The organism is Algoriphagus sp., from assembly GCF_039969895.1.
GTDB lineage: Bacteria > Bacteroidota > Bacteroidia > Cytophagales > Cyclobacteriaceae > Algoriphagus.
Window position 1 is genome coordinate 128,444 of record NZ_JBDVMZ010000008.1, and the last position, 26,722, is coordinate 155,165.

24 protein-coding genes are annotated in these 26,722 nt (G+C 40.2%); 19 read left to right on the forward strand and 5 right to left on the reverse strand.

Translation table 11 applies throughout. The features are described from left to right. The first annotated feature begins 90 nt into the window (after positions 1–90). Complete coding sequence (locus tag ABJH64_RS04690; protein WP_348273661.1) at positions 91–576, forward strand: DUF4252 domain-containing protein; 486 nt, start codon at positions 91–93, stop codon at positions 574–576. Positions 577–637: 61 nt separating this feature from the next. Here the strand turns inward: ABJH64_RS04690 and ABJH64_RS04695 are convergent, their stop codons facing one another. Then, positions 638–919: a DUF427 domain-containing protein gene (locus tag ABJH64_RS04695; RefSeq protein WP_348273660.1), complete on the reverse strand. Its 282-nt coding sequence runs from the start codon at positions 917–919 to the stop codon at positions 638–640. Between the two features lie 427 nt (positions 920–1,346). On the opposite strand from ABJH64_RS04695, the gene ABJH64_RS04700 reads away from it, so the two are divergent. Together ABJH64_RS04700 and ABJH64_RS04705 are read left to right on the forward strand one after the other, a co-directional pair. Further along, positions 1,347–1,913, forward strand: coding sequence for a hypothetical protein (locus tag ABJH64_RS04700; protein WP_348273659.1), 567 nt, complete (start codon positions 1,347–1,349; stop codon positions 1,911–1,913). A 502-nt stretch (positions 1,914–2,415) separates the two neighbouring features. Beyond that, positions 2,416–3,588 carry a hypothetical protein gene (locus ABJH64_RS04705; RefSeq protein ID WP_348273658.1) on the forward strand — a complete coding sequence of 391 codons (1,173 nt, stop codon included), beginning with the start codon at positions 2,416–2,418 and terminating at the stop codon, positions 3,586–3,588. Between the two features lie 295 nt (positions 3,589–3,883). On the opposite strand, the gene ABJH64_RS04710 is transcribed toward ABJH64_RS04705, so the two are convergent. Next, a complete protein-coding gene (locus ABJH64_RS04710) occupies positions 3,884–5,617 on the reverse strand; it encodes a M14 family metallopeptidase (protein ID WP_348273657.1) in 1,734 nt (577 codons plus the stop codon). A gap of 12 nt (positions 5,618–5,629) precedes the next feature. Then, entirely contained in the window at positions 5,630–7,237 is a 1,608-nt protein-coding gene (locus ABJH64_RS04715; protein ID WP_348273656.1) for a M14 family metallopeptidase, read from the reverse strand. A gap of 421 nt (positions 7,238–7,658) precedes the next feature. On the opposite strand from ABJH64_RS04715, the gene ABJH64_RS04720 reads away from it, so the two are divergent. From ABJH64_RS04720 to ABJH64_RS04745, 6 genes are all read left to right on the forward strand, one after another. Further along, the gene (locus ABJH64_RS04720) at positions 7,659–8,489 is read left to right on the forward strand and encodes a universal stress protein (RefSeq protein WP_348273655.1); all 831 of its coding nucleotides are present in this window, start codon (positions 7,659–7,661) and stop codon (positions 8,487–8,489) included. A gap of 6 nt (positions 8,490–8,495) precedes the next feature. Beyond that, the gene (locus ABJH64_RS04725; protein WP_348273654.1) at positions 8,496–9,731 is read left to right on the forward strand and encodes a cation:proton antiporter; all 1,236 of its coding nucleotides are present in this window, start codon (positions 8,496–8,498) and stop codon (positions 9,729–9,731) included. 101 nt (positions 9,732–9,832) lie between these two features. Continuing rightward, positions 9,833–10,876, forward strand: a complete 1,044-nt coding sequence (gene hemH, locus ABJH64_RS04730) for a ferrochelatase (protein ID WP_348273653.1) — start codon at positions 9,833–9,835, stop codon at positions 10,874–10,876. A gap of 444 nt (positions 10,877–11,320) precedes the next feature. Next, positions 11,321–12,484: an AIR synthase related protein gene (locus ABJH64_RS04735; RefSeq protein WP_348273652.1), complete on the forward strand. Its 1,164-nt coding sequence runs from the start codon at positions 11,321–11,323 to the stop codon at positions 12,482–12,484. Between the two features lie 26 nt (positions 12,485–12,510). Next, positions 12,511–13,830, forward strand: coding sequence for a neutral/alkaline non-lysosomal ceramidase N-terminal domain-containing protein (locus tag ABJH64_RS04740; RefSeq protein ID WP_348273651.1), 1,320 nt, complete (start codon positions 12,511–12,513; stop codon positions 13,828–13,830). Between the two features lie 89 nt (positions 13,831–13,919). Further along, positions 13,920–14,306 (forward strand): DUF983 domain-containing protein, encoded by a 387-nt coding sequence (locus ABJH64_RS04745; protein ID WP_348273650.1) that lies wholly within the window; start codon positions 13,920–13,922, stop codon positions 14,304–14,306. A gap of 85 nt (positions 14,307–14,391) precedes the next feature. On the opposite strand, the gene ABJH64_RS04750 is transcribed toward ABJH64_RS04745, so the two are convergent. After that, positions 14,392–14,985: a class I SAM-dependent methyltransferase gene (locus ABJH64_RS04750; RefSeq protein ID WP_348273649.1), complete on the reverse strand. Its 594-nt coding sequence runs from the start codon at positions 14,983–14,985 to the stop codon at positions 14,392–14,394. A 39-nt stretch (positions 14,986–15,024) separates the two neighbouring features. On the opposite strand from ABJH64_RS04750, the gene ABJH64_RS04755 reads away from it, so the two are divergent. Next, a complete protein-coding gene (locus tag ABJH64_RS04755; protein WP_348273648.1) occupies positions 15,025–16,383 on the forward strand; it encodes an acyl-CoA dehydrogenase family protein in 1,359 nt (452 codons plus the stop codon). Here ABJH64_RS04755 and ABJH64_RS04760 read toward each other — a convergent pair. After that, positions 16,380–17,219, reverse strand: a complete 840-nt coding sequence (locus tag ABJH64_RS04760; RefSeq protein ID WP_348273647.1) for a hypothetical protein — start codon at positions 17,217–17,219, stop codon at positions 16,380–16,382. The two genes, ABJH64_RS04755 and ABJH64_RS04760, sit on opposite strands and share 4 nt — an antisense overlap. Positions 17,220–17,336: 117 nt before the next feature. Here ABJH64_RS04760 and ABJH64_RS04765 point away from each other — a divergent pair, with 117 nt between their 5' ends. The 9 genes from ABJH64_RS04765 (at position 17,337) to ABJH64_RS04805 (ending at position 26,579) form a co-directional block, all read left to right on the forward strand. Next, on the forward strand, positions 17,337–17,975 hold the full coding sequence (locus ABJH64_RS04765) for a GDSL-type esterase/lipase family protein (protein ID WP_348273646.1): 639 nt from the start codon (positions 17,337–17,339) through the stop codon (positions 17,973–17,975). Between the two features lie 251 nt (positions 17,976–18,226). Continuing rightward, entirely contained in the window at positions 18,227–18,760 is a 534-nt protein-coding gene (locus ABJH64_RS04770) for a hypothetical protein (protein ID WP_348273645.1), read from the forward strand. Between the two features lie 7 nt (positions 18,761–18,767). Beyond that, the gene (locus ABJH64_RS04775) at positions 18,768–19,679 is read left to right on the forward strand and encodes an exonuclease domain-containing protein (protein ID WP_348273644.1); all 912 of its coding nucleotides are present in this window, start codon (positions 18,768–18,770) and stop codon (positions 19,677–19,679) included. A gap of 532 nt (positions 19,680–20,211) precedes the next feature. Beyond that, positions 20,212–21,207 (forward strand): PD-(D/E)XK nuclease family protein, encoded by a 996-nt coding sequence (locus ABJH64_RS04780; protein WP_348273643.1) that lies wholly within the window; start codon positions 20,212–20,214, stop codon positions 21,205–21,207. 185 nt (positions 21,208–21,392) lie between these two features. Continuing rightward, positions 21,393–22,292, forward strand: coding sequence for a Hachiman antiphage defense system protein HamA (locus ABJH64_RS04785; RefSeq protein ID WP_348273642.1), 900 nt, complete (start codon positions 21,393–21,395; stop codon positions 22,290–22,292). Then, positions 22,259–24,568: a helicase-related protein gene (locus ABJH64_RS04790; RefSeq protein WP_348273641.1), complete on the forward strand. Its 2,310-nt coding sequence runs from the start codon at positions 22,259–22,261 to the stop codon at positions 24,566–24,568. Before ABJH64_RS04785 ends, ABJH64_RS04790 begins: the two co-directional genes overlap by 34 nt. A gap of 225 nt (positions 24,569–24,793) precedes the next feature. Beyond that, positions 24,794–25,135 (forward strand): type II toxin-antitoxin system RelE/ParE family toxin, encoded by a 342-nt coding sequence (locus ABJH64_RS04795; RefSeq protein ID WP_348273640.1) that lies wholly within the window; start codon positions 24,794–24,796, stop codon positions 25,133–25,135. 4 nt (positions 25,136–25,139) lie between these two features. Then, positions 25,140–25,466, forward strand: a complete 327-nt coding sequence (locus ABJH64_RS04800; RefSeq protein WP_348273639.1) for a helix-turn-helix transcriptional regulator — start codon at positions 25,140–25,142, stop codon at positions 25,464–25,466. A 177-nt stretch (positions 25,467–25,643) separates the two neighbouring features. Continuing rightward, positions 25,644–26,579, forward strand: a complete 936-nt coding sequence (locus ABJH64_RS04805; RefSeq protein ID WP_348273638.1) for a proline dehydrogenase family protein — start codon at positions 25,644–25,646, stop codon at positions 26,577–26,579. The last annotated feature ends 143 nt before the right edge of the window (positions 26,580–26,722 follow it).

Below are 26,722 nucleotides of genomic sequence, written 5' to 3' on the forward strand. Positions count from 1 at the left end.
CAATTTTCAATTCCCGGACGAAAGATGTTTCGCCCCTACTGAAAAATCAATTTCAATAATCTCTATATAAAACCACATTTTACAAGCACTATGAAAAAATTAATTCTAACCCTAGCATTGATCGGTTCCGTGATGGCGGCACAGGCACAGAGTAAAAGCGTCAAAGCGCTCTATGATAAATACAAGAGTGACGATGACTTCTTCCATTTAGAGCTAGGAGGAAATTTCCTAAACTTCGCAGAAGGATTCAAAATCGATATTGATGAAAACGACATGGCTACGGTAGCCAAGTCCATCGAAAAGTTGAATTTCTTTACCCTACCAGACCATGCAGATGATGCTCGCCAAGAATACAAAACCTTGCAAAAGGGCCTGGAAAAAGAACGGTATGAATTACTCATGGAAGCCTCTGAGGGCAAAGGCGGTTTGATCGTCTATTCCAAAGGAGGTAAAACTATTTCAGATGTAGTCGTATTAGTCGCAGGTGACGAAGGTGACCTAATGGTGGTAGAACTCAAAGGATCTTTTGATCAAGAACTAGTAGCAAAAGCCACCAATTATACAGGGAAAAATTAGTAATTACGGCACCTGCATTCTTAAGCGGAACTCACCCAGAGCTTCCGCTTTTCTATTTTACTTAATTCCTAATCTCCACACCTTTCCAAAATGCGACATAGCCTTTGATCTCAGCTGCCGCAGGTTTGGGGTCTGCGTAATACCACGCAGCATCTGAATTCAACTTTCCATCCACTACTACATTAAAATAGGATGCCTTTCCTTTCCATGGACAGCTAGTCTGCGTGTCAGAGGGTTTGAAAAATTCCTTATTTAAAGCCTGTGGAGGAAAATAATGATTTCCTTCTATAACCTTCGTTTCGCTACTTTCAGCTATTAGTTTATTGTTCCAAAATGCTTTCATAACCTGTGATTTTGAAGTGTAAACAAGCCAAAAGAAGAATCGTTCAAAGTTTTTTCCTAACCAAATAAACATTGGTCTTCCCTTGAAATAAGAAAATGATGTCGTGACATGATTTTGTAAAATGGAAATTATACCAATTTTATTCTCCACTAGAACAAAAAGCCCAAACATATCGAGTTTCGCGATCGATTGCGAGCAATTTTTATTCATTTATCAACGATTCATACATATTGTTACCATATCGTTAACAAATATCTTTTTATGTTGAAATATTTGCAATTAACCGATCTAGTCGTACCTTTGACGTGTAATAACAATTCAATCGGCCAACCCGATGAATGATGTAACCCAAAATACCCACCTAGAGACATACCTACTGTCTGGCGGTTACACATAAAATCAGAACCTATACAAACCAATTAGTAAAATGAAAAAACTATTCACATTGCTTTTTGTAGCGGGGATCGCTGCAGGAGCCTTTGCAAAATCTGAGGAGACAACTGTTCTCATCAGAAAAACCGAAACAACTAAAGTGGCGATATCTTTTAATGAAGCTCCACAAGGAACGGTGATCGTCAAAATCACAGATTCAGAAGATCGTTTGGTCATGAGAGATAGAATCTCAAAGGAAGAAGCTTTTGCAAAAAAATACGACCTTAAAGCTCTTCCTCAAGGAAACTATTCTGTGGAAGTTACAGACGAATCAGGTGTTTTGAGAACTGCCTCTTTCAACAACTTTGTAACTGAAACGCCTTCTGTGTTCTCTAGAGTTACAGAAATGGGAGATGATAAGTACAGATTGCTGGTGAGCAATATGCAATCTAAGGAGGTAGAAGTGTTGATCTTCGACGGTGATAAATTAATCCACACAGAGAAAATAGATAATCCACAAGGTCTTCACAAGATCTATACCTTCAATAGGGTGAGTGAAGCAGGCATCAGCTTTAAAGTGAAAACTGCTTCAGGATTTGAAGGATATGTGACAAGCCTTTAAGCTAAACCAACTTTCTATAAAAAACCCCGCTTGAGTGATCAGGTGGGGTTTTGTTTTTGAAAAGTTTTAGCTTGGTTGTTAATATTCAAAATTTGTGAAGAAATTAGTTGCATGTGAAAGTTTTTTTTTTTTGGAAAATGAAAGAAGAATTCCTCACGACTCTTATTTAGGAAATCGAAGTTGAATGGCTCAGCTTTTACATCTACACATTCCAAACTCACAATTTTATGAAAAATCCCATTGTCAAATAACTTGGAAGTTTCTTTCTATTCATCCTTTCATTTTCAGTCATTGCTTTAGAACTGGATGGTTGTAATCAAGAACAACCTTATTTAGCTGACGGAGAAGATGATGTTAATTCTATTCTTGTTGATTTTGTAAATAATTGCTGTGCAAATTCAGTAATTTCTATTTTTGATTTCAATACTATGGAACTTCAAACTTATTTCACTCCACAAGACGGACCTAATTCCAGCTGTGACCGAACCCCACAGGCAGAATAATGAATAGAGGACTTAATCATTTTTTGATTTCAATAGTAAGTATATGTGCTTTGACATCATGTTCAGAAGAAAAAACTGAGCATGATGCCTTATTTAAGGTTGAAATAAGTAAAGTAAGACAATTGGAATTAGGCTTCAAAGGCTTATCCTCAGACCCCCTATTTCCACCATATATGCTAGCAGAAGACAAAAAATCAGTTCTTCTGTTAAACTCACAAGCAAAAACGATTGATACGCTCTTTTTTAACGGTGAAGAAGCGATACTTAAAAGTGGCAATATAATGGAGACAGAAGGCCCTTTTGCTTTCCCTCGTGCGAGGTCATTTTTTCAAACAAAAAGCGGCACTCATTTTATTCAACCTCGAGGGTTAATATCGTGGTTCAGTGCAGATAGTTCCTATGAAAGAACTATAAAATTTGACAAACTTGAAGCGTTCCAACCCTATCCGTTGATTAGTTTTAGCGGTCTTTATGATGTGTACTGGGGACTTGATTTCCACGGTTACGATCCAGCCAGAGATGAAATGTACTTAATGTCCAAAGATTTACAGTCTGGGAAAATCATTTTCTTTAAATATGCCATTTTAACTCAAGAGCTGACAGAATTACCTGCAATTTATGACTCAGACTTATTAAAAAAACATCAGCTACAAGCTTCTGGAGACGGGCTGATTCTAATGAAAAACAATCTCCCTTATATTAATGTACTCGGTGATTCCATACTTATGTCTTATGTGTTCTCTAATGAAATAATTGTGTATAATACCCAGACAAAAGCTAGTTCTACTTTGGATTACACTACCTATAATTTCCCCTCAGAAAAAATAGATCATCCGGACCCAATTGGGTCAAATTCGAGAAAGGAAGCAGAAAAAACTAGTTACCTCTGGGATTACGATGTTTCGTATAGCATTATGGACACTTTACCTACTGGGGATGGTTATTTTCGGATGGTAAAGGGGCCTCAGGAAAAAGGACAGCAGCAGGGGTACGAAATGTTTATAGAAGTATTTGACATAAATCTAATCAAGCTAGGTGAAATCAACCTATCCGAAATCCAGCCTGATGTTGGAAAACTTTTCTTCCTATTTAAAGACGGTATTTTTATTAAAGGAAAATCTCAGGAAACGGAAGATGTTCTCAATTATTATGTGCTCAAAATTGAGTTATAAGAAGTAAGGTTCAAGAATACAATTCGAAGTGTAGGTTCCATTTCCAGATGCTTCAATTGAGTTCGCATCAGGCAGAAATGGTCACTAGAGATATAAATTTCTAGAGCCTGCCTTTGACATCAGGCTTTTAGGAGTTAATTGTATAGACAGAAACTTCTATGCGTTTTACATACCGATCTCTACGACTTTGCGCAAAAAACATTTGCCAAAAAAAATACGGAGCAACTCTGCTCCGCATTTTATTAAACTCCTCAATCGTAAACTCAGTGATCACTAAACACTGATCGCTACTACTCTATTTCTCTTTCTTCCAGCTTGCCTTTCCGCCTTTGGCAGAATCCACAGTAATGGAATAGTTAGATCCTGAGGATACAATCCACTTCACCTTCACTCCTGTCATTCCTGGGATATTGGCCACATGCATTTTCTCCGGGTTATTTTTCTGCTCAGTTACCTTATTGAAGTCTTCATCTTCAACGATGAAACCTGCAACTACTTTAGCTCCAGAGATAGTCACGTAGTCAGGTCTCTCGATTTTGTATTTCAAATCCTGGCTAGCGTGGGTAGGCATCAAACGCTCGTTATAGATCGTTGCTGTGATCGCTTTCAAACCTCCACCTAGGTCTTCTTCTTTCACGTCCATCACGGATAGTTTTGGTGTGTGATAAGCATGATAGATCGTGAAGGCCACATTTCTGTGTGCATCCTGCTCCAACAAGAATCCTGGATGCGCCCGTCCGAATGTTTTCTTAAATCCACCAATCTCTACAGTTCCAAACTGTGGGTGCTCAAACTCATGCCAATTCACAAAAGCATCGCCCATAATCAAGAGTTCATCAAACTCGAATTGCTCATTTTGTCCTCCGGAAGGCTTATTGAAATACAAATAAGAAGTCATCAACTCATTGGTAAATGTAAATATCCCTCTCACTCCATAAAACCAATCCAACTCTCCTCCGAACACGGAATATAAATCTTTGTAAACAGTCAGATATCTATAGCCCGGGATCATTTCTTGACCCTTTTCACCTAACGCATCATAGATTCGGATGTCATTTCTATTATAGGTGCTCAAATCTTCCTCAGCACCAGGTCCGCGAAGGATCATACCTCCAGAGTTGTGGAAACTTTGAGCTCCCGCAATATTCGGATGCTTCATCACAAACTCCATGATCGAGCGGTTCTCAGGTAGCGTAAAAGGATATTTCAAAGCGCCACGCTGTATGTAATCTGGCTGCCAGTTCCATCCCCAATCTCTATTCGGATCGTAGTAGCCTACTCCATCGTCATTCACTCGTCCATCTCCATCTCCGTCAGTACCCTCTTGCCCAAGCATTTCGTACTCGCCCATTTTGTCTGCCCCGACCATGATCAGCTTGCGAGGATCCTGAGGATCTTTGATGAAGCGACCTGTTGGGGATTTTCTGATCATCATCGTGATGTGACCATCGCCATCAAGATCATCCATTCCATCTTCACCGGCTACACCATCTCCATCGTTGTCTAGGGTCATCATTCCTGATCGTGGAGAATTGGCAGTATTTGGTTCTAGGAAAAAGTTGTTACGCGCATCGGGATTGATCGTAGGCGTGATGTAAAACACCTTATCCTTCAATAGCTGCTGAATAAACTCGTTGTCAGCAAACATCTCCGTCAGATACCAAGCGCCATACAGGGAAAACTCCCCACCTTGAATCTCATTGGAGTGTATATTTCCATCGATCCACATGCCGGGCTTGTCCGTGTCTTTTCCGGTGGAAAAGTCCGTGATCGTCATCGTCCACATATCTCTACCTTCGTAGGATTTGCCGATCGATTCAAGTTTGACTAGGTTAGGATGCGCTGCCGCAATCTTTTTCATATTATCCACCAAACCCTCGTAGGTATAATATCTGTTGAAAGCGATAGCTACTTTTGGGTTGTGTGGCGTACCGACTGCACGGAAAAATTTCTCCTGAGCGTCTGCTTTAAAACTTACCAGGCTAAGTGCGCCTACAGCCATGGCAATGATCATTTTTGTAATTTTCATCCTATTTATGGCTTAAAGTTTTACAGTTGAAGTAGTGAATCCAGCGTGAGAAGCTCCTGCTTTTACGGTCACATTGCCAGTGCCACGGATAATCCAGCTGAAGCTAGCTTTCTCATAAGCACCCAGTGAATCCATCAACTCGATCTTATTACCAGCGACGATCTTATCGGCACTCGCGTCCATGTCGATTCTAATTTTGCGAAGCCATCGGGAATTTTCGCCCATTTCAGAATGAGTAGGTAGCGGTGAATTATTGAAAAGATCTAAGGTTACTCGAGTCAGTCCATTTCCTAGAGATTCAGTTTTTACATTGTGAATCTCCAGTTTAGGCTGCATTTCAGCCAGCTTCAGGATAAAGTCTGTATGCTGATCTGCGATTTCTCCTACTTTGTCAAAAGAAGGAGTAGTCATCACAAAAGGTTTGATCCCACCCACTTCGACCTTTTTGCCTGGAAAATCCGGATGCTCAATAGCCGTCCATGGGACAAACACATCGTTCATTCCAAGTGAGTCAGCCCAAGCCAAATAATTAGCCTCAGCGTTAGACTTGCCTTTTCCAGTAGAATCCTTGTATTCAGGGGTCCAATAACCGGGCGTACCGAAGCTCAATCTACCAAAGTGGAAATACGCCCACTGAAAGAAATCGCCGTCAGTTCCTTGATTGTCCTGCTGGAATGCTTTCTGCTTAACGATCTCTTTGTATTTATCCGAAAGTAGGGAATTGATTGCTAGGTCGCCTTCCAGGATAGAAGTCACCACACGCTTTTTAGCATTTCCCGCATTGTACTTCAATGGTGAAGACAGGTTATTTGCCGGGGAAAAAGTCACGAAGGCAAAAATATTCCACTGCTCAAACAAGTAATCCAGCATCGCTCTAGCTTCTGCAGTCTGTACTGGCATATCTCCCGCGAGCGGTTCAAACACAGGGAATTTGTATGTCAATGACTTGTTGAAAGCAATACCTTCTTTCAAATCTTCAGCAAACTCACCGTCTTTGTCATCATCCTTTGATTCCTTGTAAAGTGAGTAATTACCAGATTCTCCTTTTGATTTATCAGCTTTTACGAGTACTCGATCATCTTCTTTAGAGAGCATGTATTCGCCCATTGGGTCTTCTACGCGCATCATCGTGATAACTCCATCGCCGTTCAGATCAGCGTAGCCTGATCCTCCCGGAGTGCCATCTCTATCGTGATCTACGGATAGCGCATTTCCCCTTCTCTCATATTTCAGAGAAGCGTGATACTGCTCGTAGGCATCAGGAGACATGTTTGGGAAAATGTAAAACGTGGTAGCCTCCAATGCTGAAGCATTATCGGTAACAAGCTTTTCTGCAAACTGAACCGCCAGCTCTACGCTCAACACCTCATATCCTTCCACTCCACCGACTACGGCTATGGCTGGCTTTTGATCAAGTTGCCCGGTGCCTACTTTCAGCACCCAGATATCTTTACCGCCGGCTGTTTTGGTGAGAGAGGTGAGCGTAGCGGTGGAATTAGAGGCCACGCGCTGCAAACGCTGATTGAGCTGGCTGAGAGTGGCATAATCTGACTGCGCGAAAGCAGCTCCAGAAAGTCCCATTCCTCCCATCAGCAACCAACTGAGTAGTGTTTTTTTCATATGTGTATAATTTGATCTTTAATGGCCATATAGCCTGTCCCGATTTTCATCGGGAGAATCTCGCATGATTATAAACATCCCAGTATGTGAGGTTCTTCGTCATGCTTGTCTGAGGCAGACAGGCCTGTCTGCCTCAGGCAGGCTCGATTTCAAGTGATTAGAATTTGTTTTTAATTGGGTTATCTAGTTTTTCCCATGTTTTCTTGGGTTCTAACTAGTGGGTTATATTCTTTCGATTTGGTGTTTTTGGGCACCCATCGGTTGCTGAATTTTACCAAAAATTAATGACAAAACCCGATTTCCTTTTTCTTAAAGCCAATTTACCCGGTGAATGGAAAGTCTTCGGGATAAATGGAGTTGACCTGAAGATGTTGGAGGGCTGGGGAAAATTCGCTTATTTGAAGGCTTTAGCTCCTCCAAAATGTACAAAAAAGTAGCCCTTGCCATCGCTTTTTCCCCTAGGATGGAAGCGTTGATTTCTGAAACCAAACGCCTGGTAGCCCTGTTTGGCTCGGAACTCATCTTGATTCATATTGGAAAAAGAACCGATGAACTTGAATTTTTGCTCCAAGAGATGATCCTCAAAACAGGCCTAGATCAGTCCAAAACTAAACTTATTTGGAAAGAAGGCAAGCCTGTTAAAATGATCATCGAAGCCTGCAAGGAAGAGAATGCAGATCTTCTGGTTGCGGGTGCGTTGAAGCATGAACGCTTGCTGACCTACTACATGGGATCAGTGGGGAGAAAAATCATTCGAAAAGCTCCCTGCTCGGTACTTACGCTGATTGAACCTAAGGTTGGATCTACGCTTTTTGATAAAATAGTCCTAAACGGTACAGAGTTGGAAATCACTCCTCACGTGATCGAAGTAGGAATTAATTTTTCCAAACAACTCCATGCGGAGCAGGTTCACATCCTTAACGAAATCAAAATGTATGGTCTGCAGATGGGCACTGCCAGTGAAGATTCGGAGGAAGAAGCATCTCAGACTCGCCGCCAACTTGTCCAAAATGAAATGCACTACGTGGAGGAGATTTTGAAAACTATAGATCAGGGAGATTTGAAAATAAATATAAAAGTGACCGGTGGAAGATGGGCTGTGGAGCTGGCTAGATTCTGCGAAAAAATAGAGGCCGACCTACTTGTAGTCGGAGATGAACAGAAGTTAAATTTTTTCGACAGGATATTCCCGCATGATTTGGAAGATCTTCTGAGCACCTTGCCTTGCAATCTGTTAATCGTAAAAAATTAATCCTCCATGGAAACTTTAGACCATAAGGAGGTAATCAACCTACTCCTCCAACTTGCCTCCATTCTAATTCTGGCGAGAATCTTTGCAGAAGTGGCTCGCAAATTCAAGCAACCAGCCGTGATCGGTGAGATTTTCGCTGGGATAATTTTGGGTCCTACTATTCTTGGCAATTTCTTCCCAGGAGCGCACGAGTATTTATTTGCGTCAAATGAAATGACAAATATAGCCTTCGATGGCTTCGTGCAAATCTCTGTAGTGTTGCTGCTCTTTATTGCGGGTTTGGAAGTAGAGTTGGGTATTGTGTGGAGTCAAGGTAAAAAAGCCCTATACATCGCTGTCATGTCCATGATCCTGCCGATCATTGCTGGATTCGTAGTAGCCTATGCTTTTCCAGAGTTCCTGGGAGTCAATATCAATGATAGAATTGTTGCATCTACCTTCTTCGGATTGGCTATTTCCATCACAGGATTAGCGATCGTAGCTAGGATTCTGATGGATTTGAACCTCTTCAAAACCTCCTCCGGCCTGCTGATTATCGCTGGTGCAATGATCGTAGATGTACTCGGCTGGCTGATCTTCTCGGTGATCCTATCCCTGTCCGAGTCTGGAAGCGATGGCATGGGAGTGTGGCCTACTTTAGGACTTACGCTGGTATTCACCCTAGGCATGTTGACAATTGGAAAAGGACTGATCAATAAAGTATTGCCCTGGATAAACAAAAAATTAGCTTGGCCTGGAGGTTTACTTTCCTTGTCTTTGGCACTTTGCTTTTTGGCGGCATCGTTCACAGAATTCATTGGAATACACGCGATCTATGGCGCTTTTATCATTGGCGTGGCCCTAGGCGATTCAGAGTATTTGACGGAAAAAGCCAAGGAGATTTTACACCAGTTTATCAATAATATTTTTGCCCCTATATTCTTTGTTTCTATAGGCTTGAAAGTCAACTTCATTTTGGGTTTTGATCCTGGGATAGTAGGAGTCGTGATTATTGTGGGACTTTTGACCAAATACTACGGAGCCTATTTTGGCGGGCGACTGGCAGGAGTGCCTCGCAAAGAATCCATCGTAGCCGGCATAGGCATGAGTACGCGAGGGAGTATGGATATCGTGCTGGGATTAATAGCGTTAGAGTACGGCTTGGTGTCTGAGCCACTTTTTATTGGCTTGGTGATTCTGGCGATTATTGCCAGTATGAGCGCAGGTCCATTGATAGGTTGGGCGCGAAATCTAAAGATCTAACAACCCTTCGCTATCGCTCATTTCTAGAATCAATTGGCGAAATCTAACATTAGGACGTATTTTTGGGTTTTCTACCCGAAAAATTAACTCAATAAGCACTCATGAATAAATCCGGAAAAATCGGCGTTCTGCTGGTGAACCTAGGAACTCCAGACAGTACAGCCACCGGCGATGTAAGAAAATATCTTCGCGAATTTCTAATGGACGGTCGTGTAATCGACATTCCTGTCGTATTCCGATGGATGCTGATCAACCTGATTATTGCTCCATTTCGTGCGCCAAAATCTGCCCACGAATACCGTAAACTTTGGACGGATCGTGGTTCCCCTCTACTTTTTCATACCCAAGATCTCAAAGACAAGCTGATCGAGAAGCTTGACTCCAAGCAGTACAAAGTAGCCATTGCTATGCGCTACCAAAGTCCTTCGATAGAAGCTGGATTAGAGGAATTGAGAAAAGCCTATGTGTCAAAAATCATCGTCCTTCCTCTTTTTCCTCAGTATGCTTCAGCTTCCACTGGTTCTGTTCAGGACAAAGTGATGGAGATTGTGAGAAGCTGGCAGATCATTCCGGACATTTCATTTATCAGTAACTTTATCGAGCAACCCTTATTTGTAGAAGCTTGGGCTGAGCGAGGCAGAGCCATGATGGAGGGCAAAGAATACGACAAGATCTTGTTTTCCTACCATGGACTTCCAGAGCGACATATTCGCAAAGGTTCGGTGGATGGCTACTGTCAACTGGGGGCTTGCTGTAACAAATACGGCGCAAAGAACCATTATTGCTACAGAGCGCAATGCTTCCATACAACGAGATTGATTTGCGAAAAACTAGGGATTCCAGAAGATAAGGCAGTGAATTGCTTCCAATCCAGACTTGGAAATGACCCTTGGGTGAAACCTTACACCGATGATGTCATCGATGAATTGACTAAAGATGGCGTGAAAAAAGTCTTAGCTTTTTCGCCAGCCTTCGTAGCAGACTGCCTCGAAACCACCGTGGAAGTGGCAGAGGAATACCGAGAGAAGTTCCTGGAAAAAGGTGGAGTAGAGTGGGACTTGGTACCAAGTCTAAACTCAGAGAATACTTGGGTGGAATGCGTGAAAGAAATGGTGCTGGAGCAATCGGGTGTGAGTAGCTTTTAACCCCAGAGTGCGCGGAGAATTACGCGGAGAGCACAGTTATCCTGCTTCTCCGGAAGCAGGACTTGTACGAATCATAAACTCAGGCTCGAATTTACACCAGCTGTTTGAATCTTCCCTCACTTCTGCAATAGGCTGAAAACCCAAAATACACTAACCCAGCTAGAAATGGCTGGGTTATTTTTTTGATTCTACTCAAGAGCTTTCAAACAGTGAAATATGATTTAAAGCCACTCGATTTAAATTGCGATAGGATTCTTTTAGGCCTTCGACTTCGCTCAGTCTGACAAACCACGAATAAGCCACTTACTAATAAATTGTGCACTTTGCGCCACCTTTGCGGACTTTGTGGTTATACATTTCTACCGACAACTTTACCCATTATATCTCCCCCTTTTACCTAGATCCTATTAACTTTGTCCACATACTAGGTCAACCCAAATCGACATGAACGAGCGCTACATGCAACGAGGAGTTTCGGCTTCCAAAGAAGATGTCCACAAAGCAATCTCCAACCTCGACAAAGGACTTTTTCCACAGGCTTTTTGCAAAATCGTGGAAGACACCCTCGGCAACGATCCTGACTACTGCAATATCATGCATGCGGACGGTGCCGGCACTAAATCCTCTTTGGCTTATTCCTATTGGAAAGAGACGGGCGATCTGAGCGTGTGGAAAGGCATCGCGCAGGATGCGATCATCATGAATACGGACGACCTACTTTGCGTAGGTGCGATCAATAATATCCTCGTTTCCTCTACCATCGGAAGGAATAAAAACCTGATCCCTGGCGAAGTGATCTCTGCGATCATCGAAGGCACCGAAGAAGTCCTACAGATGCTTCGAGACAATGGCGTTAATGCGGTGCTCACTGGCGGAGAAACAGCCGATGTGGGAGATTTGGTGCGCACAATTATCGTGGATAGCACGGTGACTTGCCGAATGAGACGCGACGAGGTGATCTCCAATGATCAGATTCAGGGCGGTGATGTAATCGTAGGTTTGGCTTCATTTGGTCAGGCAAAATACGAGACATTCTACAACGGCGGCATGGGAAGCAATGGGCTGACTTCTGCCCGTCATGATGTTTTCAACAAAGTACTAAAGGCAAAGTACCCTGAAAGCTTTGATCCATCTGTTCCAGAGGATCTTGTTTATTCAGGAAAATATAACCTGACCGACCCTGCGCCTGGAGCACCTGTAAACATGGGTAAGTTGGTACTCTCTCCAACACGGACCTACGCGCCTATCATGGTGGATGTGCTGAATTACATGAGACCTAGAATTCATGGATTGGTGCATTGCAGCGGTGGAGCACAGACCAAAGTGCTGCATTTTGTCAACGACGTGCATGTGATCAAAGACAACTTATTTGAGACTCCAGCTCTGTTCAAAATCATCCAAGAAGAAAGTGGAACGGATTGGAAAGAGATGTACAAGGTCTTCAACATGGGTCACCGAATGGAAGTTTACCTCGACGAACGCTATGCGGAAGAGATCATCGACATCGCTGAATCTTATGGCGTGGAAGCTCAAATCATCGGCCGAGTAGAACCACACCAAGGCAAAAAAGTCACTATTACGAGCCCTCACGGCACTTTTGAGTACTAAACTGAATGAGCGCTAAAAACATCTTAATGAAAACAACAAAAGTCCTTATCTGGACTTTTGTTGTTTTGCTGGTAATCGGGTTGTTGACCTTAACTACCGTAGATCGCTCTCCGATCGAAGATCAGGATTTTTATGAAGAAACCTTTTCACGCTTGGATGAGACTAATTTTTCAACATCACAGGGAAAAGCCTGGATCGCGGGTTGGTCAAGTGTAAATATGACTCCATCCGAACCCGCGGACCTAGTCGGCTATGCACCTAGAGGAAAATATGAATTTGTGCAAGACAGCAGCTATGTCAAAGCGCTTGCTCTTTCCAACGGACAAACCCGAGTTGCATGGCTTAATTATGAGTTGCTAATCGTACATCCAGCTTTGGCAGCTCAGGTTCAAGAAGCGATAACCGAAGCAAAACTTCCGATAGACCAGATGATCTTCACCGCTACGCACACGCACTCTGGAATGGGCGGATACATGCCGGGTCCGATGGGAGAAATCGCTTTTGGAGGATACGACCAGGAGATCGTAGCTCTGATCGTGTCACGTAGTCTTTCAGCTTTGCAAAACGCAATAGCTACGCAAGACACCGTTTCCATCAACTACCGAAAAGCTGATGCTGGAGGGTTGGTAGCCAATAGATTTGTCAAAGATGGTCCTATAGACCCATTCGTACGTCAACTCATTTTTACCAAAAACTCTGGAGAAAAAGGCACTTTCCTCACCTACTCAGCACATGCCACCACGATGACCACCAAATTCATGGGTTTGTCAGGTGACTATCCTTTTTACCTGACGAAAGAATTGGAAAATGATGGCTTTGACTTTGCCCTTTATGCCGCTGGAACCGTGGGAAGCCACAGTCCACTAAGGCCAGGAAATACTCCGGAAATGGTGAAGCACTATGCGCATCAACTGGATTCGACCTTGAATTTGCGGATGACTTATTATTCCACAATCAAAAACAAGCAGATTCGGACAGGCTATTTACCAATCTCGCTTCGCGCGCCGCACCTTCGTGTCACGGATAATTTGCGCCTACGACCTTGGCTTTTCAACTATTTACTAGGCGATACCAACGCGCATCTCGATATTACGCAGATAGGAAATACACTGATGATCGCTTCTAGCGGTGAGCTATCTGGGGTTTTTTATGAAAAATGGGAGCAGCTAGCACAAAGCAAAGGCTTAAATCTAATCGTCACTACCTTCAATGGTGGCTACATTGGATACATTACTCCCGATGAATTGTATGATGAAAACTTCCATGAAGTCCGGGAAATGAATTGGTATGGCCCAGGCAATGGAAAGTACTTCGATAACTTAATTTTGAAAATCATAGAGAAATAAAAGAGTAATTTGTCTTTTATTGCTTATTTTTGACAAAATTATCCGAATAGAAAATACCTCTTCTTCGGTAGTCCTAAATTCTCAATTCCATGAAAGTTTCCACTTTGAAAAGTATATACCAATGCAAGTGTCCACGCTGCCATGAAGGCGATTTATTTCAGCGAGGCCAACTATTCAACCCCACCAAATTCTCGGACATGAATAAGGACTGCTCGCATTGTGGGCAGTATTTTGAGCCGGAGCCAGGATTTTACCTAGGTGCGATGTTCATCAGCTATGGTTTCAACACCGCGGTTTTCATTGCCGTTTGGGTGGCGCTCTCTGTGCTGAAGCCTGATTATTCCCTTACGCTTTTACTAGTGCTGATCGGTGTGGGAATCCTAGTGTTGACGCCATTTATATACAGAATCAGCCGATCCATTTGGCTTGCGTTTTTTGTGCCTTATCGAGGCAAGGACATCCAGAGCTCCAATTAACCTCCACCAGTAATCAACCGAATTTCATCCAGCAGAAAGGCAATTCCCCATTTCCGGCATGCCCTCCTCTCGGCTTTGAAAGCTCCTAAACCCACAATTGCGCTTTGACCCATCCGTTCATAAATTCCTTTTCGCTGGTTTTCGTCCAGTTTTCGCTTCGCAAAATTTCCTCATAATCAGGAATATTAGCCCGTTTGTGCTGGGTGAGTAGTTTAAAAACAGCGATCATCCCCCAAGTCAACAACCGTTGGTACTTTTGTTTGGGCTCAAAAAAATCTGCCAAATAAATCCTGGCCTCAGGCTTTACACTTTGTCTTATTTCTCTCAAAAGGCTAATGATTTCCTCGTCGCGCATGGTATCTAGCACAAAGGGCAGCCAGACTTCATCAAATATTTCTCCTTTTTCTGCCTGAAATAAGCCCAAATGAAACGTCAGCTTACTTTCTGACAGATTCCTTTTTGCCTGACTAAGCATCGCATAGGAGATTTCCCAGTATTCTCCAGTTAGGTTTTTCTGAAAAGGCAAGTAATCCAGTCCAGCTCCTCCACCTATAATTAAGGTTTTTTTCGCACCTAGATTTTCCAGAAAACAGGTTTTCGACCACATTAACTGATCTCCAAAAGCTAGATTGGACAAGCGATTGTAATACGGAGCAAGTAAACTGTAATGATCTTTCACTAGTTTAAAGGAATGAACTAATTCCCAAAATACCTTTATATGAAAAATCTTTTTAAGAACATCACGGGATTACGCAAACTTCTGTCAAGCGTAGATCTGGATCAAATATCCAAACTTTCGCAGAAAGTAGATCTTACCAAAATGGTAGGTTTAGTGTCGCAAATGAGCGAAGAAGATCTCTCAAAGATGATGGGCATGATGAAAGGAGGCAGCCGCCCCAAAGTTATTCCTCCAGTGAATGGCGACTTTTACGACCTGGAAAGCACGCTTCCTGCTCACGAGCGCGATATCCTAGCTCGTGTCCGTGAATTTATGGAAAGAGAAATCAAACCCATCGCCAATGACTACTGGAACCGTGGGGAATTCCCCATGCAGATCATTCCTAAAATGGCTGAACTGGATATTGCAGGTCTGACCTACCAAGGGTATGGCTGTCCCGGACATTCAGCGCTTCTGGAAGGTTTTATAGCGATGGAAATGGCGAGAATCGACACTTCTATTTCCACTTTTTTCGGAGTGCAAAGTGGCCTGGCCATGGGCTCTATCTATCTATGCGGCTCTGAGGAGCAAAAACAAGAATGGCTTCCTGCCATGCAAAAGCTGGAGAAAATCGGCGCATTTGGTCTAACTGAACCCGAAGTGGGCTCTGGAGTAGCAGGCGGATTAACGACTACGTGCAAAAGAGAAGGTGACGCATGGGTTCTGAACGGCCAGAAAAAATGGATAGGCAACGCTACGTTCTCAGACATGACCGTGATCTGGGCGAGAGATCTTGACGATCAGCAGGTGAAAGGGTTTATAGTAAGAAAGGGGAACCCAGGATTTCTTGCTGAAAAACTGGAAGATAAAATGGCGCTGAGGACAGTGCAAAATGCTTTGATTACCCTGACGAATTGTGAAGTGCCTGAGTCTGATAGACTGCAAGAGGCAAATTCTTTCCGGGATACTTCCAAAGTACTTCGAATGACCAGAGCTGGCGTAGCATGGCAAGCGGTAGGTTGTGCCCGTGGAGCCTATGAATTAGCTTTGGCTTACACAAACGAGCGTAAGCAGTTTGGTCGCCCGATTGCCTCCTTTCAACTCGTGCAAGATCTTTTGGTCACCATGCTTGGTGATTTGACTGCGATGCAAACGATGGTTTTCAGACTTTCGCAAATGCAGGACGGTGACATCTTAAAAGACGAGCATGCGTCACTTGCTAAGGTTTTCTGCACACTTCGAATGCGCTCCATTGTAGATCATTCCCGAGAGCTTTTCGGAGGAAACGGCATTCTGCTTCGCCATGACATCGCGAGATTTGTGGCAGATGCGGAGGCTGTGTACAGTTATGAAGGAACGAAGGAAATCAATTCCCTAATAGTAGGGAGAGCGATAACAGGACATAGTGCTTTCGTCTAAAGAATAAGCAAAATCGCAGGAATCAGGAATGCGATCTCCATGCGCATCCTGATTTGCTCAGGTTTTAGGGAAGATTTGAAAAAGCACAGGTAATGAACCAATAGCATGACTAGTAGCAAACTGGGAAGGATTCTATAGAGAGAATTCACCACTACTAAAACCAGAAAAGTAAAGGCGATTAATGCTATTGCCAACTGATGAATTCTGGGATTGAGTTTTTCCTGAGTAAGTAATGTAGCTATGGAAGAAAATCCTGACTCCTGATCAGACTCCGTATCCAAACTGGAAAGCATAATCAAATTCAAATAGGCTAATCCCATGTATAAGATGGTCAGTACTACAGCGGTCCAGCTATATTCAATGGAAGGTGCCTCGTACCAAGGAAGCCAGGAGATGCCGATCACATAGAAAATCGCTGAACTGAGTTCCTTTAGTCGAACTTGCTTTGAGGCCCATTTTCTCACAGTAAGCATTATCCCCAAAATTAGTAGGCCGAGCCCGGCCCCGAAAAACAGTTCGTTAGAAAAACCAAAAAACAGGATTGCCCAAATCAGTCCAGTCACGCCAACTACTGCAAGTAAGATGAACAGGGGTTTCTGATAAATAAGATGGAAATGATGCCTATCCTCGGCATGTTCAACAGTAAGTTTTCGTGCATCCATCAGATGATCAGCAGTATAAATACACCACACAGCCATACCCAACAAGGCATATTCTTGCCAGGCCAATTCTACCCGTAATGCCTCAGCAAAAAAAAGCATTCCGGCCATAGCGCCAAGAACTACATCAATGGAAAGCCAGGTGATTCGCTGGTAGATTTTAAAAAGAAACTGCACAGCCTAAAGATAGGGTGAATAGGCAAAAGTCCATAGTTGGTACTCGGATGCTCGTGGATATTATTTATTTTACGAATGAATTTTCAAACCCATAAACCTAAAATGATTTATTCCCCCATGAAAAAGCTCAACCTACTTTTAATCGCCATTTTTGCCTTCGCTACGGTTTCTTTTGCGCAAGCTCCTATCAAAATCGCCTGCGTGGGCAACAGCATCACCCAAGGTCCAGGAAGAGACCATCCTGACAGCTGGCCACTACAAATGCAGGCAATACTAGGTGATGCCTATGAAGTGGGGAATTTCGGAGTAAGTGGAAGAACGCTTCTGAGAAAAGGTGATTATCCATATTGGAATGAGCCACAGTTCCAGCAAGTAAAGGACTTCGGTGCAGATATTCTGATCATCATGCTGGGCACCAATGACTCCAAGCCTCAAAACTGGCAATATGCAGCAGAGTTCAGGCAGGATTACCTGGACATGATTGCAGAGTTCAGAGCAACCATGCCGGCGGATGGAAAAGTCTATGTGGTGATGCCGGTTCCGGTGACCAAGGACAATTTTGGCATTACCGCTGAGGTGATGAACAACGAGCAGCGGATGATGCTCATTGATATTGCCTTGGACTCAGGCTCCGAGCTAATCGATCTTTATACCCCATTTATGGGCCATGAAGACTTACTTCCTGACGGTGTGCATCCGAATACCGAAGGATTGGGCATAATGGCAAGTACAGTGGCACGGGTTATACGGCTGTAGGGGGGTTGAAAGTAGGAAAGTTCAAGTAGGAAAGTTGCCTATCGCACCGCGCAATCACCGCTCTTCAAGAGTTTTGAATAGGCTATATCGGAAGAATTTCCTGCTTCCCCAGCAGCAGAATAAAAGAGTGCAAAAAGTGTATCCATGCAGCTGATTTTGGGTGTATAGATCCAAAATAGGTGTATTTATAAATAAGTTAGCGGCAGCTTAAAAGACGACATAGAAACAAAACACCTTTAAAATAAATTGATATGAGCTTTTTCAAAAAACTATTCGGGACAGGTGACAATAAAGAAAACACCTCAGAACAAACCCCAACCAATTCGAACAACCCTAAAAGGACAATTTTCGATTTTTTTCAAATTGACCTTAAAAACATTCCAGACGACAGTTTTATTGCCGGTGAAGTAGAAGAAAACACTAGTGGACAAACAGTTCAAAACTTTAGAAAATCACTCAACTATAAAGAGTGTGGACTTTTTGATACGATAGAAGTTAAAGTAATTGACGGAACGAATAAGAATGTTTTTTTCAAATCATTTAATCCCGACAGAATAAATCTTGATGCATTAAAAAAGTTAATTGATGAACTCTATCTCATTCACGGAAATGATGGAGACAACAAAGGCAAGTTCAACAGCAAAGATAAAACTGACTTTTTTGACACAGAATTTTATATGCTATTTGGTAGAAATTGGACAGACTACCCAAAATATAAATATCCTGTAAGCGTAAGTCGTGATGAAGATGAATTTTCAATTTCAATTTGGGGAATAGACAAATAAAATAATTATGGAATTTATCACAATAGACTTTGAAACTGCAACGGCACAACGTGACAGCCCCTGCGAAATTGGGTTGACATTTGTTTCAGGCGGACAAATAGTTGATACAAAATCTTGGTTAATCAAACCAATGTATGACGAGTTTGACTATTTCAATATCCTCATTCACGGAATAAGACCTGAACAAGTAGCTGATAAGCCTGAGTTTAATGAACTTTGGAAAGAAATAAAACCGCTCGTTGAGAATAAATTTCTTATTGCTCATAATGCAGGTTTTGACATCAGTGTATTACGCAGGACACTTGAAGCATACCAACTTCCTTTTCCTACTTTAAATTATTCTTGCAGTTATATATTTTCTAAAAAAGTATGGCAAGGACTTCCAGCTTATGACCTTAAGACACTTTGTAAGGTCAACAATATTGACCTTAAACATCATAGAGCGGGTGCAGACAGTAAAGCAACAGCAGAATTGACTTTGAAGGCTTTTGAAATTGCAGGTGTTTCATCACTTGACGACTTTTCAGAAAAATTAAAAACAACGGTTGGACAACTTTATGAAGGTGGATACAGACCTTCTGAAACCAAAAGAATTTACAAACCCAAAGACCTAAGCAAAATTGTTGGCGACCCAACCAAACATAATCCCGATAGTATTTTTTATGGCAGGACAGTTGTTTTTACAGGTGCATTATCATCTATGGTTAGAGCCGAAGCTCAACAAACGATTGCAGACATTGGCGGTATTATTGGAAACAGCGTAACAAAGGACACGGACTTTTTAGTAATTGGCCAACAAGACTATCGTGTAGTTGGTGATGACGGAATGAGCATTAAACAAGTGAAAGCAATAAAACTAATTGAGAAAGGTTCGACACTAGAAATTTTATCAGAAGACGACTTTTTAAAGAACTTATAGTGGCGACAACAAACATAGAAAAGAAAGCCGACCGCATAACAGCAGTTTGGCGTAATGGCGGGTGCAGTGCTTCGTATGACAGTTTTGTGGTAGGTTCAAGTGCAGTGCTTCTATTGAACTTTTGTGCTAAAAATCCGCCACTACGCCAAGCTGCAAAACGTTAGCGGCTATGTTAGGTCGACCGTTCACCATTACACACTTTGGCGGACAGACAATCTAACTTTGCTAAAAACGGGGACGCTGAAAACCGACCAGAGTAAGCACAAATTTAAAATCAAAAAACAATGGCAAATTTTTATTGCGAGTATTGCGGAACAAAGTCTTCCAGCGTATCAAGTTTAACAGGTAGTTCTTGCTCAAGACACCCAAGCGGACCGAACAAGGGAAAACACAAACTTTATGAAGGAAGTGAAAAATCACAGTATGTATGTAAATATTGTGGGACAAAATCTTCAAGCCTTTCAAGTTTGACAGGTAGTTCGTGTTCACGACATCCAGAAGGTGCAAACAAAGGAAAACACGCACCTGCATTATGAGTAACAAACCAAACATTTTTAGACTTGCCACAAAGGAGCTGTCGCAAGACGGCTTCTTTACTTGGCTTTTACAGTGGGCAGACAACGACCACAGCCAACTCGACCAACAATTAAACGAAACTGCAAAAGATTTTGTAAGGTTGTTACTTGGGCAGACACCTGACTTTCAAATCAACAAAGTTGAAGCTGGCAGACAGTGGTATGGCATTGACATTTGGGCTGAAATTAATGATGAGTATTTTATCGGCATTGAGGACAAAACAAATACTGGTGAACATTCCGAACAACTGGAACGCTACAAAGACATTCCGACCAACTATTACAAAGACAAAAATCACAAACTCGTTTTTGTTTACCTCAAAACTGGAAATGAGAGTTTATATGCACTCAAAAAAATTATAGAAAAAGGTTACTCAACAGTTGACAGAAAAACTGTTTTAAGTGTCTTAAACAAAAGACCAATAACAAACGAAATTTTTGCTGACTTCAAGGACTACTTGACCGTTATTGAAAACGCAACAAACTCTTACATGAAATTTGAAAACGTTACTTCTGAATGGAAAGCAGGAGAAGGTTTTTTTATGGCTCTGCAAGACAAGTTGCAAGACGGTGACTGGCGTTATGTTGCAAATCAAACTGGCGGTTTTTTAGGCTTTTGGTATCACTGGAAAGGGACAGACGAAATTGGAGAAATTTATATCCAAATTGAAAACGCATTTGAATATGGTATCAAACTGGTAATTAAAATTGCCGACTGGGAACCAAGCACAGAAACACTTTACGAACTGCTTAACGACATCAAACCTTTTGCAGAAAAAAATGGACTTTCAATTACAAAGCCTGACAAATATAGAGCAGGTGCGACTTCAACTTTAGCAGTTATTCAAAACGCATTTACGGTGGACAGCAACGGACATCTTGACCTTGACCAATTCGTTGCGACACTTAAAAAGTTAGAACAAACATTGGATGAATACTGCACTGACAAATAGAAACACAGCCGCTAACAAGGGGTTTGCGATAGCGGGGGTTCCGTGCTTCGCAGACACATTTGTGCAAGGTGGAAGTTCAGTTCTCCGAATAAAGTTTAGTGCTAAAACACCCCGCCATCGCAACCCCCCGGAACGTTAGGCGTTATGCAAAAAAACGATACTGGAAACCAACAGCAAATGAACTAATGAGACAATCATTACTAGACCTTATAGAGAAAACAATCGTTTACCAGTATGATTTGCCCAATCCAACTGCTGGAATCAATAAGACTATTGTTTCTGTCGAGAATGACCAATGTTTTAAATCAATAGACAAAAATGACTTTACCGAAATTATATATAATTCCGTATTAGAGTATTCATTTAACGAATTTGAAATAGCAAATAAAGACTATGACAAATTGCATTACATAGCATTACAAAATAGATTAAAATTCAACCCAGATTTAGACCTTGACCAAAAAGTGAAATATGGCTTCTTAGGAGAAGTTGTTTTGTTCAGCGTCTTATATATTTTATTCAAAGCCCAACCTTTAATTGCAAGGGGATATTTTTATAATCCATTAGAGAATTCTGAAACTAAAGGTTACGATTCGTATCATTTAATTGAAAATAATAATCAAACGGAATTGTGGTTTGGTGAAGTTAAATTCCATAAAAACTATAAAACTGGACTAAAAAGTATTTTCAAAAATATTGATAAAGCAATTTCAGACGATTATTTGAAAACAAATGTTTTTGCTATATCAAACCAAATTAACAATCTACACTATAAAGGTTCCAAAATCGAAACAGTCATAAAAGACTGGGAAGAAAACCCTTATTTATCAATCATTGATGAAATGAAACAACATAATATGAAATTGGTTTATCCAGTTATGTTGCTATATGAAGAAGATGATTTGGGTTTTGATGAGAGCATAAAAAATATACCAAAATATATCGAAGATGAATTCACAGCAAATCCTTTTGGCATTACTGTGGACTATTCCATTTTTTTTATTTTGTTACCAATAAAAGATGTTAAAACAATCAAAGAAGAAGTTATCAAATGGATAGAATTGAAGAAACCACTAATGTCCTAAGACAAATCAATAAATTCAATTCAAAAGAAATATCTGATGATATTCTTATTAAATCCGTATGTGATTATTTTAATGAAATAAAGAACGATTCTTTAAACCAATCTGATTTAAAGTTTTTAAAATACATTTCAAATATTGCTGGAATCCCACATTATTTTGACACACTTAGCACTCAGTTTAATCAAGAGACAGAAATAGTAGAATATAATTTAAATACCTTTTCCTCTCTACTTTACGAAAGCACTTTACATACTAATGAAAGTTTAAAAGTCCATAAATATCAAATGAGAATTATGGATTTGTTTGAGACTGGTAAGCTGAATAGATATTTTTTATCCGCTAGTACCTCATTTGGGAAAACACATATTGTTTTTGAAATCATAAAAAAAATGAATTACGGAAACGTGGTTTTGATTTTTCCAACAATAGCTTTACTTTCCGAAAATCTCGAAAAACTAATCTCGGATGACAATTACGAATATTTTAGAAACAAATACAAAATCCATACTTTAAGTGAAGTAACTGAATTTGAAGAAAACAACTTATTTATTTACACGCCAGAAAGATTCTTATCTTTTAAAGAAAAAAATCCAACGACTATAAACTTTGACTTCGCATTTATTGATGAAATTTATAAAATTGATAACGAGTATTTAATTGATGAAGAAGTTAAAGAAAATGAAAGAGATGTTGCATATCGTTTATCCGTCTTTTATGCATTAGAAAACAATGTTGATGTTTTATTAGCTGGCCCATATATCGATTTTTACGATTCTAAAAGGAGTGGATATAATAGTTCATTTGACAGTTTCCTTAGTCAGAACGAAATTGAATTAATAAACTACAATCAGTATGAAATTGTCAGCAAATCATATGACGATATTAAATCAAAAAAACATATTGATGTCGATAAGCATTTAGATTTCAATTTTGAGAACAATAAAAAATCTGATAGATTAATTGAAATAGTAAAAAGAATAAATGAGATTAATGAAAATACAATCGTCTATTGTTCAACAAGAAATTATACTCAGACTTACGCCACAACACTTTTAGAATCAGATGTCTTCAACTCTCATTCCGATAGCGAATATTCAGATTTCATTAACCACATTTCTAAAAATTTCAGCAGAGATTGGACTATTATCAAAGCATTAAAGAAAGGAATTGGTGTTCACCACGGATTAATACCAAAGTATATTCAAAAAGAGATTATTTCGCTATTTAATTCTGGTCAGCTAAAAGTTTTGCTATCAACTACAACTATTACAGAAGGCGTGAATACTTCTGCAAAAAATTTAATCGTTTTACATAGTAAAAAAGGAGATAAAGATTTAAAGAAATTTGACGCCAAAAATATTGCTGGGAGAGCAGGTCGATTTTTATATCATTATGCTGGGAGAGTAATAGTTCTTCAAAATGATTTTATGAAAGCGATTGACTCAGAACCAGAAGGAATTAAACACAAAAACTACGATTTAGAAGCACCAAAAGACGAAATAGATTTGTTTTATTCCAAAGACGAATTTCTTTCACAAGCCGATAAAGATAGAAAGACTAACATAAAAGCCGAGCAAGAAAAAAGGGGAATTCCTGATGAAATATTCAACTTATACAAAGTTGTAAGTAGGCTTGATAAAATTACAATCTATGATGAAATTAAAAAACTATCTGTTTCTGAGATTGAATCAATTAAAGCACTGATTAGAGTTATAAATTACAAAATGGACATTGACTATGATGGCTTTCAAATTATTTTAAAAGTGATTCGTCCAATAGTAAAAAATCAGAAACTTATATTTTTAATCGACTACAAAGGCTTAAATGGAGAATTTTCGACACTAACTCATTTATTGCATTTTTATTTGACTGGTGGTTTCATTGGTTCTATAAAGTATAAGATTTCTCAAAATGTAAAAATTGATAAAGCTATTTCAGACACAGCAGAATTTGTTTACAACACTTTAAAATACCAAGTAGTAAAATATCTTGGTGTTTTCAATATTATGTATCGCTTTATACAAGCCCAAGAAAACGACAAAAAATTTGAAGATGTTGCAGGTATAGACAGGCTGTTAGTAAAACTTGAATATAATGCCTTGACAGAAGACGGTAGAATTGCAAGTGACTATGGAGTACCTTCAAGTATTGTAGAGTATTACGAAAACTCAGATAAATCAAAAGATATTAAAGCCAATTTTGACAATTATGAAATGAAAATATTTGATAGAATAGAAACAATAATCAACGGAACAGATAAAAGCACAAACGCCTAACAATGTATATAAAAAATAGGCGAAACAGTAATAAAAACAAGGCTTATGGCTCGTTTCAAACTTTGTGCTTATACGAAAGTTTAGTGCTTCGAAATCGCCTACTTTTTATATACTAAACGTTGATCGTCAGCTTAAAAAACCGACACCGATAAAAATTATGAATAAATTAGTTTCTATTTTTGGAAACTATTATTATCGTTGAAACGTTAAACAAGACAGCATTGATTGAGGTTTTTTGAGACGAAATTTTTAGAAGAAGCTGACGAGTTTATTTCACAACTTGACTTCAAGACAATTAAGAAAATCTTTTACAATATTGACCTTGCTGAGCAAACCAATGACCCAAAGCTTTTCAAGAAACTTCAAAATGACATTTGGGAGTTTCGGACAAAGTTCGCAGGACTTCAAATCAGACTTCTTGCATTTTGGGACAAGACAGATAACAAAGAAACTTTGGTAATAGCGACCCACGGTTTCGTAAAGAAAGTTGACAAAGTTCCGGCAAATGAAATTGTCCGGGCAGTAAGATTGAGAGACAAATATTTTAATAACAAACAAAAAAAGTAATCATATGGCAACCAAAGAATTAAAGACATACTCACTTGCCGAGATGAAAGACAAGTATATAGGGAAAGTTGGAACGACTGAACGAGACGAATACGAATATGAACTTCGTATGGACGTTTTGGGCAAAATGATTAAAACTGCTAGACAAGAAAGAAACTTGACACAGGAAGAACTTGGACGACTTGTAGGTGTACAAAAAGCTCAAATTTCTAAACTTGAAAGCAGTGCGCACAGTGCGACAATTGACACTATTTTGAAAGTGTTTAAGGCGTTGAAAGCTGAAATCAATTTTAATGTGAAACTTGAAGACAACTTTGTCAAACTCACCTGACAGAAAAGAAAGCCGAACGCACAACATACGCATGTCGCAAGGAGTTGAAGTGCGAACTTGGAGCTTTGCGCTTCTATTCAAGTTTAGGGCTGGCTGACAGTTTAGTTTTTCAAAATCCCCCACCATCCCAAAGCCCCGAAACGTTGTGTGTAATGCAAAAAAAAACATTGAGAATTAATGGAACAAAAATTATTGAAAATCGGAGCTGATAGCTTAAAAAAAGCTGCTCTGAATGAAGATGCCAAAGAATTCATACTAAAAAACGATACCCTATTTAAGGTTTTAAAAAAAGCTGCCGACAGATATATTGGCGGAGAAACCATAAATGAAACTTTATTAGCAGTACGTAAATGGTATCAAAAGGGATTTGAAGTAACAACTGATTTTATGGGCGAAAGCACACGAAATGAAAAAGATGCAAATGACGCAACAACTGAATTTGTGAATTTCGCTAAAGCAATTGGAAATGAAAAACTGAATTCTTCAATATCGCTAGACTTATCCCATATCGGTCTTCTTGTCTCAAATGAATTGGCTTTGGAAAACTTAAAAACCATATGCGAACAGGCTAGTAAAATCAATCAAGAAGTTATCATAAGTATGGAGGGAACTGACCGAACGGACAATATCCTGAACATATACAAGGAAACCCTAAAAACTCATAAAAATTTAGGAATAACAATACAAGCATATTTGCACAGGACAAAAGATGATTTCGAAGAAATATCTAAATTGACAGGTAGTATTAGAATGGTAAAAGGTGCTTATGAAACACCAAATGGACTTTCTATTGAACGTGGAGATAAATTGGACGAAATTTATTTGAATTATGTAGAACGACTTTTATCCAAAAACCATAAATGCTCAATTGCATCACATCACGAAAAAATCCATCAAGAATCGATTAAACTGATTGATAAATATAAACCTTCAAACTACGTACTTGAGCGACTTTTAGGTATAAGAAATGAAGAGTTGGAGCAATACAAAAACAGAGGTTATAATTCACGTATTTATGTGGTTTATGGAAAGGAGTGGTATTTATATCTATGCAATCGCTGGGCGGAATATCCGTTAAATATATTTCAGGGAATAGCCGATATTGTGGAATAGCACTACACACAATCGAGTAGACAGCCTCGCCAGTTGTAACTGACGAGGTGCGCCTCTCACACCACCGTACGTACGGGTCTTCCCGATTCTCGGGACAGGCTGTATTCGGCGGTTCACTGGATTTTAGGTTGCGCCCGCCTGTC